Here is a 12537-nt window from a genome sequence, read left to right on the forward strand (position 1 = left end):
ACACGCAAGACTCAAGACACGGACTTCAGCGGGATATCGATCTCCACGACGGTACCCGGTCCGGCATCCGCCCAGGCTATGGTTCCGCGCATCTGCCGAACAACCATCTCCACGAGATTGCGCCCGAAACCCGCCGGATTGGGCGACACGGCCGCCAGCCCGACCCCGTCATCGCGGATCGTCAGGTGCATGCCGCTCTCCGTCCGCCGGGCGGCGATCGAGACCCGCCCCTCGCGGGCGTCCGGGAAGGCGTGGCGCAACGCATTGGCGGTCAGTTCGTGGATGAGCAGGGCCAGCGGCGCCGCCATGGCGGCCGCCACCGCGATCGGCTCAACGTCGGCCTCGATCCGCCGCACTTCCGGATCGAGGCCGGCATTCATGTCGGCCAGGAACTCGGCCGCGAAGTCGCCGAGGTTAAAATGCGCACAATCCCCCTCGGAATAGAGCAGCCGGTGCGCCGTCGACAAGGCACCGATGCGCTCGGCCATGTTCTGAAGCGCGTCGCGCGCCTCGCCCTCGGGCGTCCGGCGGGCCTTGAGCAGCATCAGCGATGAGATCACCTGCAGGTTGTTCTTCACCCGGTGATCGACTTCGTGCAGCAGGGCGGTCTTCTGCTCCAGGGCTGCGCTCAGGGCATGCGTGCGTGCCTCGACCAGGCGTTCCAGCTCGCCGGTGGTGTCACGCATGGTGTCTTCGAGCTGATGGACATAGGTCATGTCCGCCTGAGCGGCGTAGTAGAACGCTACGCCCTCCGTATCGCTCACCGGCGTGATGGTCATCGCGTTCCAGAACGGCGTACCGTCCTTGCGATAGTTCAGCAGTTCCACCGAGATCGGTTCCGCCACCTGAATCGCAGCGCGGATCCGCTCGACGGCGGTTCGGTCGGTCGCAGGGCCCTGAAGCATGCGGCAATTGCGCCCAACGACTTCCTGCAGGCCGTACCCGGTAACCTGCAGGAACGCATCGTTGGCCCAGGCAACAGGATTGTCCGGCGCGCGCGCGTCGGTGATCACCATGGGCGACGGGCTTCGAGCGAAGGCATCGACCAGCGTCGCCGGCGGCAGGGCGGGCTCGGACCGGGCACTCAACGCATCATTCCATACTCTGTGCAGCGACGTGGGGGTCCGCCGGCGTCTCCTGCACGCCGCGATCCCCCGGTGGTGGACATCGCGTTAAGCGGCGTTCGATCAAGCCTCCGGCAGGTAGCATCACAATCCGGCGAGACACTCCGCGGCGCAAGGTTGCCACGATTTCGCGAGATCAAGGCCATGAGGGCTCAGGAGTTCCATGCCATGGGCAACCCACCACAGGCGATGCGCCGCTTCCGCCTCCGCGACATCGTCGAGGATCGGCGCATCGCGCTGATGCTCGCGCTCGGATTCTCGTCCGGCCTGCCGCTGCTGCTGGTGCTGGGGACCTTCACGCTCCGCCTCGCCTTCTCGGATATCGACGTGCGGGCCATCGGGCTGTTCAGCTATGTGGCACTGCCCTACTCGCTGAAGTTCCTGTGGGCCTCGGCGATCGACCGCCTGGACGTGCCGGTCCTGAGCGCCCGGCTCGGACGCCGCCGGGCCTGGATGGTCACGACCCAGGCGGCGGTCGCCCTGTGCCTCGTCCTGATGGCCTTCGCCGACCCGAAGACGAACCTGGCGCTGCTGGGGCTCGCGGCCTTCCTGATGGCGTTCTGCGCGGCGAGCCAGGACGTGGTCATCGACGGCTGGCGCATCGACGCGGCGGGCAGCGACTTCCAGGGCATCCTGGCGGCGACCTCGAACCTCGGCTACCGCCTCGGCCTGATCGCTGCGGGCGCGGGCGCGCTGTTCATCGCCGCGGCCGGGGGCTGGACGCTGGCCTACCTGATCATGGCCGCGCTCATGCTGGTGGGGATGGTCGCGGCCCTGCTGGCGCCGGCCTTCGACGTCGCCCGCGCAGCCCCGGCGGAGACCATAGGCGGCTCGCGAATCCACTCGATGCGCCGCGCGATCCTGGAGCCCCTGACCGAGCTCCACGCTCGCTTCGGGAACGCCCTCTGGGGCATCCTCCTGCTCGTGGCCCTCTTCCGCCTGCCGGACTTCCTGTCCGGGGTGATGGCGAGCCCGCTCTATCGGACCCTGGGCTTCGATCTCCGGGAGATCGCCACCGTCACAAAGCTCTACGGGATCTGGGTGGGGATCGCGGGCGGTTTCGCCGGCGGTTGGGCGCTCGCCCGACTCGGGCTGTTCCCGACATTGCTCCTCGGCGCGTTCCTGGCCGCGGCCTCGCACCTCGCCTTCGCGTGGCTGTCGGCCGGCGGGCCGGAGGTCTGGCGCCTGACCGTGGCGATCTCCGTCGAGAATTTCTGCGGCTCCTTTGCGGGCATCGTGCTGATCGCCTACATGTCGAGCCTCACCAGCACGGCCTACGCGGCGACGCAGTATGCGCTGTTCTCGTCGCTCTACGCCCTGCCGGGCAAGCTGATCGCGGGGGCGTCGGGCTTCGTGGTCGCGGCGATCGGGTATCCGGCCTTCTTCGTGATAACATCGCTGGTCGGCATCCCGGTGCTGGTCCTCTGCCTCGCCGTCGGGCGCCGCGGCACCCGGCCGGCCGCCGAGGCGGCGCGGGCCGCCGACATGGCGGGGAACCGCATGCCGGGCGCCGAGCTTCCTTCCACGGCGCGGGCCCCGGGCACCGCGTGACCGGAACAGATCCAGGGATCTACGGATGAGCACGACCGACCTCACCCGCGCCGGCGATATCCTGCCGACGGTGACCCGAGAGACCGTGCTGAGCGACGCGGATCTCGCCGCCCTGCGCCGGGCGGTGGCGGCACTGGAGCGCCCGAGCCTCGCCGCGCGCCTCTCCGCGGCGGCGGGAGCCCCCCTCGACATCATCGGCCGCTCGCTGCCCGCCCCCGTGACCGAGGCGGTCAGCCGCAGCACCGAGGCTGCGATGCGCGTGGCGCTGCGGGTCGCCCTGGCAACGCTGCCGCGCAAGGCCTTGGCGCCCACGTCGGACGATGCCCTGGGTGCGGCCACCGCGAAGGCCGCGAGCCGGATGACGCGGCTCCTCGGTTCGGGCGATGCCAAGCACAAGGCCTTGGCGGCGCTCTCCGGAGCGGTGGGAGGCGCGTTCGGCCTCACGACCCTGGCCGTCGAACTCCCGGTCTCCACGACGCTGATGCTGCGCTCAATCGCCGAGATCGCCCGCGAGGAGGGCGAGGATCTGGAAACGCCCGAAGGCGCGCTCGCCTGCGTTCAGGTCTTCGCCCTGAGCGGCCGGACGTCGGCCGCGACGGAGGCGGGCTCCGCCCTGACGGAGAGCGGCTACTTCGCCGTGCGGGCCGCCCTGGCCAAGACCCTGGCGGAGGCCGCCCGCTATGCCGGCAGCAAGACGCTCCTCGACCAGTCTGCCCCGGCCCTGATCCGGTTCACCGCGCAGATCGCGGCACGTTTCGGCCTCGTGGTGTCGCAGAAGGTCGCCGCGCAGACCGTACCGATCCTGGGCGCGTTCGGGGGCGCGGCGGTCAACACCGCCTTCATGAACCACTTCCAGGCGACGGCGCACGCCCATTTCACGGTCCGGCGCCTGGAACGGACCTATGGGGAACCGGCCATCCGGGCCGCCTACGAGGTCGAGAAGGCCGCCCTCGGCACCGCTTGATCGGCCGGCGCTCCATCCTCCAGGATAGGCCGCTTCCCTGCGGAGCGGCGGAGCGGAGGCGGCATTGATCGGCAACGGGGAGATGGTGGCGCGGCTGGCGCTGGCGGCGCTGTCCGGCAGCGTGATCGGGCTGGAGCGCGAGCGCTTGCTCTGGGCGGCGGGCCTGCGCACGCACATGCTGGTCTGCGTCGGGTCCTGCCTGATCATGATCGTCTCGGCCTACGGCTTCGGCGACGTGCTCGGCGCGGACCATGTCGTCCTCGATCCCTCGCGGATCGCCGCGCAGGTGGTGTCGGGCATCGGCTTCCTGGGTGCGGGCACGATCCTGCTGCGCGGCGAGGTGGTGAAGGGGCTGACGACGGCGGCGAGCCTTTGGGGCGTCGCGGCGATCGGCCTGGCCGTGGGCAGCGGGCTCTACGTGCCGGCGCTGACGACGACTGCGCTCGTCGTCGGCATCCTAGCGGGCGTGAAACCCTTCGAGGAGCGTTGGCGCGCGCGGATGCGCACGCAGACCCTGCGGCTCACCGTGCGGAAGGACGCACTGTCGATCGACACCCTCCAGGCGGCGACCGGCGAGCGCGCCTCACGGGTGCGGACCTTCACGGTCCGGCCGAGCGCCGACCCGGACTACGACGAGGTCGCCATCACCTTCGTGCGGCTGTCCCGGACGAGCGTCGCGGCGATCGCCGCCAAGCTGCGGGCGCTGCCGGACGTCGTCACGGTGGAGGAGGCGGAGGCGTGATCCGCCTCCGCCGTCAAGCCGCACCGGGACTTTCGCCGTCGAGGAACAGCCGATAGGCCGGGTTCTCGGTCTCGTCGGTGGCCGGGAAGCCCAGGGCCTCGATCACGGCATCGAACCTGGCCCGCTCGGCCGGCGGGACCGCGATGCCGGCGAGCACGCGGCCGTAATCCGCCCCGTGGTTGCGGTAGTGGAACAGCGTGATGTCGAAGTCCGGACCCAGCGCGTCCAGGAACTTCATCAGCGCGCCCGGCCGCTCCGGGAACTGGAATCGGAACAGGCGCTCGTGCGCCACGCCCACGGCCCGCCCGCCGACCATGTAGCGGACATGGACCTTGGCCATCTCGTTGTCGCTCATGTCGAGGGCCCGGTAGCCGGCCTCGTGCAGGGCGGCGAGCAGCGCCTGCTTCTCGCGCCTGCCGCCGGCGACGTTGATGCCCACGAAGATCTGCGCCTCGGCGCCCGGGGCGTGGCGGTAGTTGAACTCGGTGATCGCCCGCGGCCCGAGGGCGTTGATGAAGGCCCGGTAGGCGCCGGGCCGCTCCGGGATGGTCACGCCGATCAGGACCTCCCGCTGCTCGCCGATCTCGGCCCGCTCGGCGATGTGGCGCAGGCGGTCGAAATTGAGGTTCGCCCCCGACGAGATGGCGATCAGCGTGCCGGTGCCGCCCTCGCGCTCGGCGTAAACCTTGGCGCCCGCGACGCTCAGCGCGCCGGAGGGTTCCGACACCGCGCGGGTATCGTCGAAGATGTCCTTGACGGCGGCGCACATGGCGTCCGTGTCGACGGTGATGACCTCGTCGAGGTGCTCCCGGCAGAGCCGGAACGTCTCCTCGCCGGCCTGGCGCACGGCGACGCCATCGGCGAACAGGCCGACCGAGGGGAGGCTGACCCGGGTGTTGGCCGCCAGCGCCGCGGCCATGCAGGCGGCATCCTCCGGCTCGACACCGATCACCTTGGTGCCGGGCCGCAGGTACTTTACGAAGGTGGCGATGCCGGCGGCGAGCCCGCCGCCGCCCACGGGCACGAAGATCGCCTCGATCGGGCCGGTATGTTGCTCCAGGATCTCCTTGCCGATCGTGCCCTGGCCGGCGATCACGTCGGGATCGTCGAACGGGTGCAGGAAGGTCAGGCCCTCCTCGGCCTCGCGGATCTTCGCCTCGGCGAGCGCCTCGTCGAAGGCGTCGCCGTGCAGCACGACCTCGGCCCCGCGCGCCCGGCAGGCATCGACCTTGATCGACGGGGTGGTGCGCGGCATCACGATCACCGCCCGGGCGCCGAGCTTGGCGGCGGCCAGGGCCACGCCCTGAGCGTGGTTGCCCGCGGAGGCGCAGACCACGCCGCGGGCGATCTGGTCCGCGCTGAGGGCCGACATCTTGTTGTAGGCGCCGCGCAGCTTGAACGAGAACACCGGCTGCAGATCCTCGCGCTTCAGCAGCACCGGCCGGCCGAGCCGCTTTGTCATCCGCGGCATCGGATCGAGCGGGCTCTCGATCGCCACGTCATAGACGCGGGCGGTGAGGATCTTGCGGATGTAGTCCGTCACGGTGCGGGGTCTCGAGCGGGTGCGATTGAAGGTGCCCGCCAGATAGACCCTCCCGGCCAGGGATGCGAGCGCCCGGCCGGCGGGGCAGATCAGCCCAGCCGCTCCACGAGTGCCGCCACCCAGACCAGCAGCGCCGCCGCCTGGGCCATGAAGGTGCCGGCGGAGGCGAGATCCTTCACGGTGCCGATCATCGGGTGGTGGCTGGGGTGGACGTGATCGCAGAGCTTCTCGACGGCGGTGTTGAGGAATTCGGCGGCCAGCATCAGCAGCAGGCTGACCATCAGGGCGACGCGCACCCATAAGGTCGCGCCGAGAAACAGCGCGAGCGGCACGCCCAGCGCCAGCAGCGCCAATTCCTGGCGCACCGCCCGCTCGGTGCGCGCGCCGTGGCGCAGGCCGCGCCAGGAATTCAGGAAGGCGAGGACCAGGGCGTTCATCGCGCCGCGCCTTCGGGCACGGACCGGCTGATCCACTTGGCGAGCAGCGGACCGGTGAGCAGCACCACGAACAGGCGCAGCGTCTGGACCGCCAGGACGAAGGACACATCGGCCTTCGAGCCCACCGCGATGATCGCCACCGAGTCGAGGCCGCCGGGGCTCGTGGCGAGGACGGCGGTGAGCAGGTCGATCGGCAGCAGCAGGGTCAGCCCCCAGCCCCAGGCGGCGCAGAGGGCGATGACCGAGAAGGTCGCCACCAGGATGCCCGGCAGGGCCGACACGGTCAGGCGCAGGGTCTCCCGGGTGAAGCGCAGGCCGACATAGATGCCGATGCAGGCATAGGCGAGTTCCAGGATCGGCACCGGCAGCGCCATGCGGACGAGCCCGGTGGCGTGGAGCAGGCTGCCGAGCACCATCGGTCCGACCTGCGCGCCGGCCGGGACCCGGAGAGCCAGGGCCGCGCCGGCGCCCACCACGGCGACCGCCAGCGTCGCCAGGAGCGAGAGCGGCCCGGTCACCTCGCCGGCCCCCGCCGAAGCCCCCGGGACCGGCGTCTCCATCAGGAAGCGGGCGGCGAGGGAGGCCGAGAACACCACCGCCGCCACGCGGACATATTGCATGAAGGCCACCAGGCGCGGGTCCGCGCCGAAATCCTCCGCCATCGCCACCATCGCGGAGGCGCCACCCGGCGACGAGCCCCAGGCGGCCGTGGTGCCGGGCAGCACGCGCAGGCGGGTCAGGACCCAGCCGACGACGCCGCTGACCGCCACCGTCACCAGCACGACGGCGACGATGAGCGGGCCGTCCTCCAGCAGGGTCTGGGCGATCTGCCCGGTCACCGCATGCGCCACGAGGCAACCGATCATCGCCTGCGCGGCCTGGAAGGCGGAGCGCGGCACGTGCAGCCCGGATCCGCCGACTCCGAAGGCGATCGCCCCGATCATCGGCCCGAGCAGCAGCGCAGCCGGGAACTGCGCGGACATCAGGCCGAACGAGATGGCCGCGGAGGCGGCAGCGAGGGCGGCCCAGAGGCCGAGGGTGCGGAAGGAGGGCAAGGCGACCGACGGAGGCTACCCGCGCGGAACGTCGGGCGTGAGGCGCGCTATAGCGCAATATTGGCCCTCTTACGGCGACGTTTTGGCACGGTGGCCCCGCGCCGAGATCAGGGCTCCCGGGCCAAGTCAGAGAAGGCCGCGTCGCGTTTCCCCCGGGCGGAAGCGAGGCCCGCACGGTGTCCGGCGAGCCAGTCGCGATCGGCCTCCAGGCGCGCCCGGGCACCGGAGAGCATGCGCCGGACCTCCGCGGGCTGCGGGCCGCCGAGCCCCTTCGCCGCATCGATCATGCCCCGGGCCGACAGCGACGCCCTGAAACGGGCCTCGTCCAGGGGCAGGTCCGGCTTCAACCCCGTCCCGGCGGCCGCCTCGGCGTAGATCCGTCGGACCTCCGGGAAGGGCAGATCGGCCGGGCGCAGGTCGTGGCTGCGCCCGTAGCTCACGAGCTCTGACGCGAAATGGTGGCCGAGGCGGAACGGCACGTCGGCCTCGCGCTGGAGCGTGTCGGCGAGTTCGGTGGTGGTCGCGTAATCGGCCGCGACCTCGTCGGCAGCCCGCGCGCGGTCGACGACGAGACCGTCGAGGACGCTGGTCCAGCGCCGGCACATCGTGGCGGCCTCGGCGAGGGTCCGGCCCGGCGGTTCGGCCTGGTTGCGCTTGTAGTCCGGCATGCCGGAATCGACGTTGTGGGCCATGACCGCGAAAGCCTGCGCGGCGCCCACGACGTCGCTGGCCTTCATCCGCAGGGCGTAGAGCGCCACGGGATTGCGCTTCTGCGGCATGATGCTGCTCGGGCCGGTCAGCGCCCCCTCCCGCAGCAGGATCCACGGCCGGGTCTGGTGATACTGCGCGTAGAGATCCTGCGCGAAGCTGCCCGCGGTGGTGGCGAGGTTCGCGGCGAGCGCCGTCAACTCCAGGCCCATATCCAACGGGGCGAGCTGGCCCGCGTCGTAGCTGTTCTCCACGGGCGCGTCGAAGCCGAGGAGCGCCGCCAGGCGCGCACGGTCCACCGGAAAGCTCGACGTCCCGAGAGCCGCGGCGCCGAGGGGCGACAGGTTCAGGCGGCCCCAGGCCTCGTGCAGTCGATCCGCATCGCGGGCGAGCACCTCCGCGTAGCCCAACAGGTAGTGGCCCAGCGTCGTCGGCTGGGCCTGGACCCCGTTGGTGTAGGCGGGGACGATCGTGTCGGCCTCGCCCTCGGCCCGTGTCAGCAGGGCGGCCCGCGTTTCGTCCAAGGCCTCGGCGAGGGCGAGGAGGCGGTCGCGCTGTTCGAGCTTGAGCACCGTCGGGATGATGTCCTGGCGGCTGCGGCCGGAATGCAGGCGCGTGGCGTCCGGACCGGCCTTGGCCACGATCAGGGGCTCGATCCGGAGATAATCGTCCGGCCGGTCGGCGCCGGGCTTGGCGGCCTCCGCGGCGACCTGATCGAGGGCCCGCGCGATACGGGCTCCGAGGGCGCGCGGGACGATGCCGGTCTCGACAGTCATCACCAGGGAGGCGCGGTTGATCGCGTCGACGCGGGCGAAGCTGTCCTCGGGCTCGGCCCGGGCCGCCGCGGGGGCCACCATCGCGAGAACCGCCCAGAGTGCCGTGCGCCGCATCGACCCGTTCCCGCCCCTCGCCGAGATCTCGGACGATCCACCTATCCCATCCCCGCCCGCATCCCGCGGTCAAGGCCCACGGATTCGGTGCGTCGGGCGCCGGGTCCGAACGGTCGGTCCGGGCGGGCCTTGACGACCCGCGCGGGGCTTCGACGCGCCGTCAGACCACCGGTTCCCCGTCGCGGCAGGCGGCGGTGCCGGGCGGCGCGTGGGCCCGGAAAAAGGCGGCGAGGTTCGTGAGCCCCACGGCGCGCGGGTCGCTCGCCCGCCAGACCAGCGCGATGGTCCGCCCCGGCCCATCGACGTCGAAGGCCCGGGTGACCGTCAGCCCGGTCGGATCGGGGCCGGCGGGCACCGCGAGGGCCGGAAGCAACGTGTATCCCGCACCGGCCGCCACCATCGAGCGCAGGGTCTCCAGGCTCGTGGCGTGCCGCCCGACCGACGAGCCGGCGCCGCAGGCCGCGATCGCCTGGTCGCGCAGGCAATTGCCCTCGTCGAGCAGCAGCAGGTCCGGCCCGGCGATCTCGGTCGCCGAGAGCGCGCCGCCCCGGGCCAGGGCGTGCTCGGCCGGACAGGCGAGCCAGAACGGCTCCACGAAGAGCGGCGAGACGGCGAGCCCGTGCAAAGGCAGCGGCAGGGAGACCAGGGCCGCGTCGATGCGGCCATCGCGCAGGCCATCCACGATCTCGGCGGTGCGCGTCTCCGACAGCGAGAGCATCAGCGACGGGTACTGCTCGCGTAGCGGCCGCAGCACCAGCGGGAAGAAGTACGGACCCAGCGTCTGGATCGCCGCCAGCACCAGACGTCCCGTCAGCGGGGAGCCGCGCCCCTCGCTGGCGAGCGCCAGCAGGCGCTGCGCCTCCGCCAGCACGACCCGCGCCTGCCGGACGATCGCCTGACCGGCCTCGGTGAGCAGGACCCGCCGGTTCGAGCGCTCGAACAAGGTCAGGCCGAGGGCGGTTTCCAGCTTGCGGACCTGCACGCTGAGGGTCGGCTGGCTGACATTGCAGCGCTCGGCCGCCCGGCCGAAATGCCCCTCGTCGGCGACGGCCACGACATATTCGAGATCGCGGAGCGAGAGGCCGGCGAGATTCATAGACTGCGCCTATCACGCTCTTTGCAACGATGCATTTGCCTCCGGGTCATGCCGGGGTCATAACGTTTCACCAGAACACTTCCAGGTTGGCTTCGCGCACATGAGCGAGCCTTCGCCCCATGGAGAGATGCTGCGCATGAGCGATCAACGCCCGATCCTGACCACCCGCCAGGGCCATCCGGTCCGCGACAACCAGAGCACCCGCACGGTCGGTGAGCGCGGCCCGGCGACCCTTGAGAACTACCAGTTCATCGAGAAGATCACCCATTTCGATCGCGAGCGGATCCCGGAGCGCGTCGTTCATGCCCGCGGCGCCGGCGCCCACGGCTATTTCGAGGCCTACGGCAAGATCGGCAACGAGCCGGCCTCCAAGTACACCCGCGCCCGCGTGCTGACCGAGACCGGCGTGAAGACGCCGATGTTCGTGCGCTTCTCGACCGTGGCCGGCGCCAAGGAGAGCCCCGAGACCGAGCGCGACCCGCGCGGATTCGCGGTGAAGTTCAAGACCGTCGACGGCAATTGGGACCTGGTTGGCAACAACCTCAAGGTGTTCTTCATCCGCGACGCGATCAAGTTCCCCGACATGATCCACGCGTTCAAGCCGGACCCGGTGACCAACCGCCAGGAGGCGTGGCGCTTCTTCGACTTCGTGTCCCAGCACCCCGAGTCGATCCACATGGTGACGCATCTGAAGTCGCCCTGGGGCATCCCGGCCAATTACCGTGAGATGGAAGGCTCGGGCGTCAACACCTACAAGCTGGTCAACGACCAGGGCGAGGCCGTGCTCTGCAAGTTCCACTGGATCCCGAAGCAGGGCGTCCGCAACCTGACCTCGGCCCAGGCCGCCGAGATCCAGGGCAAGGACGTGGGCCACGCGACCCGCGACCTCTACGACAACATCAAGGCCGGCAATTTCCCCGAGTGGGAATTCGCCGTGCAGATCATGCCGGACGGCCCGAACGACCATCTCTCGTTCGATCCGCTGGACGATACGAAGCTGTGGCCGGTGGACCAGTTCCCGCTTCTGCCGTGCGGCCGCATGGTGCTGGACCGGGTGCCGGACAACTTCTTCGCCGAGGTCGAGCAGTCGGCCTTCGGCACCGGCGTCCTGGTCGACGGTGTCGACTTCTCGGACGACAAGATGCTGCAGGGCCGGACGCTGTCCTACTCGGACACCCAGCGCTACCGGGTCGGCGCCAACTACCTGCAACTGCCGATCAACGCGCCGCAGCCCGGTGTGAAGGTCTATTCGAACCAGCGGGACGGCCAGATGACCTATTCGGTCGACGGGACCGGTCCGAACAAGCACATCAACTACGAGCCCTCGACGCTCGCCGAGGGCCTGCGCGAGGCCCCGAAGCCGGCCCGGGACTACCACCAGCCGGTGGAGGGCAATCTCGGCCGCTACCAGACCTCGCGCACCGAGGACGACTACACCCAGGCCGGCGTCCGCTACCGCTCGTTCCAGGATTGGGAGCGGGACGACCTGATTGCCAACCTGGTCGGTGACATGAAGCAGTGCCCGGAGCCGATCCAGCTGCGGATGGTCTGGCACTTCTGGCACGCCGACGCGGATTACGGCCGTCGCGTGGCCGAGGGCGCGGGCATCGATCTGGAGAAGGCCAAGGCCCTGCCGCCGCTGCCGGGCCGCGCTGCCCCGGGCAAGCGTCTGCAGGCCGAGACCTACACGGACGGCTCTCAGGCCCACCGGGTTGCCGCGGAGTAGGTTTTTGTCCGCGCCTCACTCGGCCGACAGATGAGAGGCCCCGCGGATGCAAATCCGCGGGGCCTTTTCCTTGGACCGGGCGTCATCGCGAGGGGCGGTCGCCAGAAGTCTCGAGTCGATGCGCGAGGCCCATTCAAGGGCAGTGGCGGCGCACGTAGCCCTTGCCGACATAGGTCCGGCTCGCCGGATCGTAGGTCTTGAACCGGTGCGCGCAGGCCGCAATTGCGGCAGGCTCATCCGGCGCGGGTTCTTCGGTCTCGACGATCACCTCGACCGGACGACGGTCGATGGGCGGCCTGTAGACGTAGACATCGTCGTACCAGGGATAGCCGTACCCGCCGAACAGGCCGCCGTAGCCGAGGCCCAGGCCCAAGCCTCCAAGCCCGTACACGTAGCCCCAGGGGCCATGACGCCACGGATGAGAGACGTGGGGCCGGAAGGCGAAGCCGGGGCGGATTGGCCCAACCGGCCGACCCCAGGCGCCGACCCGGGGCCCGATCATGCCGCCGTGGAACCCGCGCGCCTCCGCCTTGGCCGTCATCAGAGCCAGCGCGACCAGCGCCGCAGATATCCGTGCGATCCTCGCCGTGTCGATGCCCGTCATTCCGATCCTCCGATGCCAGACCAGTCACGCCGACCGGCGGACGGCGCGAAATACTCGGAGTAATCGAATGCCGCGGGGAACTCTCGTCAAGGGCGTT

At 70.6% G+C, this 12537-nt stretch carries 11 protein-coding genes; 4 read left to right on the forward strand and 7 right to left on the reverse strand.

Translation table 11 applies throughout. The annotated features are described in order from the left end of the window. Window positions 1-11 precede the first annotated feature (11 nt). On the reverse strand, window positions 12-1088 hold the full coding sequence (locus MKK69_RS28390) for a histidine kinase dimerization/phosphoacceptor domain -containing protein (RefSeq protein WP_279598663.1): 1077 nt from the start codon (window positions 1086-1088) through the stop codon (window positions 12-14). Window positions 1089-1292: 204 nt separating this feature from the next. Here MKK69_RS28390 and MKK69_RS28395 point away from each other — a divergent pair, with 204 nt between their 5' ends. The 3 genes from MKK69_RS28395 (at window position 1293) to MKK69_RS28405 (ending at window position 4381) form a co-directional block, all read left to right on the forward strand. After that, window positions 1293-2675, forward strand: coding sequence for an AmpG family muropeptide MFS transporter (locus MKK69_RS28395; protein WP_243973508.1), 1383 nt, complete (start codon window positions 1293-1295; stop codon window positions 2673-2675). Between the two features lie 25 nt (window positions 2676-2700). Then, window positions 2701-3639 (forward strand): EcsC family protein, encoded by a 939-nt coding sequence (locus tag MKK69_RS28400; RefSeq protein ID WP_243973509.1) that lies wholly within the window; start codon window positions 2701-2703, stop codon window positions 3637-3639. Window positions 3640-3703: 64 nt separating this feature from the next. Continuing rightward, window positions 3704-4381 carry an MgtC/SapB family protein gene (locus MKK69_RS28405; RefSeq protein ID WP_243973510.1) on the forward strand — a complete coding sequence of 226 codons (678 nt, stop codon included), beginning with the start codon at window positions 3704-3706 and terminating at the stop codon, window positions 4379-4381. A gap of 13 nt (window positions 4382-4394) precedes the next feature. Here MKK69_RS28405 and ilvA read toward each other — a convergent pair whose 3' ends face one another. The 5 genes from ilvA to MKK69_RS28430 all read right to left on the reverse strand — a co-directional run bounded on the left by ilvA (window position 4395) and on the right by MKK69_RS28430 (window position 10110). Beyond that, entirely contained in the window at window positions 4395-6047 is a 1653-nt protein-coding gene (ilvA, locus tag MKK69_RS28410) for a threonine ammonia-lyase, biosynthetic (protein WP_279598674.1), read from the reverse strand. Further along, window positions 6014-6361 carry a diacylglycerol kinase gene (locus tag MKK69_RS28415; protein ID WP_243973512.1) on the reverse strand — a complete coding sequence of 116 codons (348 nt, stop codon included), beginning with the start codon at window positions 6359-6361 and terminating at the stop codon, window positions 6014-6016. Before MKK69_RS28415 ends, ilvA begins: the two co-directional genes overlap by 34 nt. Beyond that, on the reverse strand, window positions 6358-7416 hold the full coding sequence (locus MKK69_RS28420; RefSeq protein WP_243973513.1) for an AbrB family transcriptional regulator: 1059 nt from the start codon (window positions 7414-7416) through the stop codon (window positions 6358-6360). The genes MKK69_RS28415 and MKK69_RS28420 overlap by 4 nt, the downstream gene beginning before the upstream one ends. Window positions 7417-7523: 107 nt before the next feature. Continuing rightward, window positions 7524-9014: an argininosuccinate lyase gene (locus MKK69_RS28425; protein WP_243973514.1), complete on the reverse strand. Its 1491-nt coding sequence runs from the start codon at window positions 9012-9014 to the stop codon at window positions 7524-7526. A 160-nt stretch (window positions 9015-9174) separates the two neighbouring features. Continuing rightward, window positions 9175-10110, reverse strand: a complete 936-nt coding sequence (locus MKK69_RS28430) for a LysR substrate-binding domain-containing protein (protein WP_243973515.1) — start codon at window positions 10108-10110, stop codon at window positions 9175-9177. Between the two features lie 136 nt (window positions 10111-10246). Between MKK69_RS28430 and MKK69_RS28435 the strand changes: the two genes are divergently transcribed. Further along, window positions 10247-11836: a catalase gene (locus MKK69_RS28435; RefSeq protein ID WP_243973516.1), complete on the forward strand. Its 1590-nt coding sequence runs from the start codon at window positions 10247-10249 to the stop codon at window positions 11834-11836. A 133-nt stretch (window positions 11837-11969) separates the two neighbouring features. On the opposite strand, the gene MKK69_RS28440 is transcribed toward MKK69_RS28435, so the two are convergent. Further along, window positions 11970-12440, reverse strand: coding sequence for a BA14K family protein (locus MKK69_RS28440; protein ID WP_243973517.1), 471 nt, complete (start codon window positions 12438-12440; stop codon window positions 11970-11972). Window positions 12441-12537: the final 97 nt, after the last annotated feature.

This window comes from Methylobacterium sp. J-026 (genome assembly GCF_022829585.1).
In the GTDB taxonomy this organism is placed as follows: Bacteria; Pseudomonadota; Alphaproteobacteria; order Rhizobiales; family Beijerinckiaceae; genus Methylobacterium.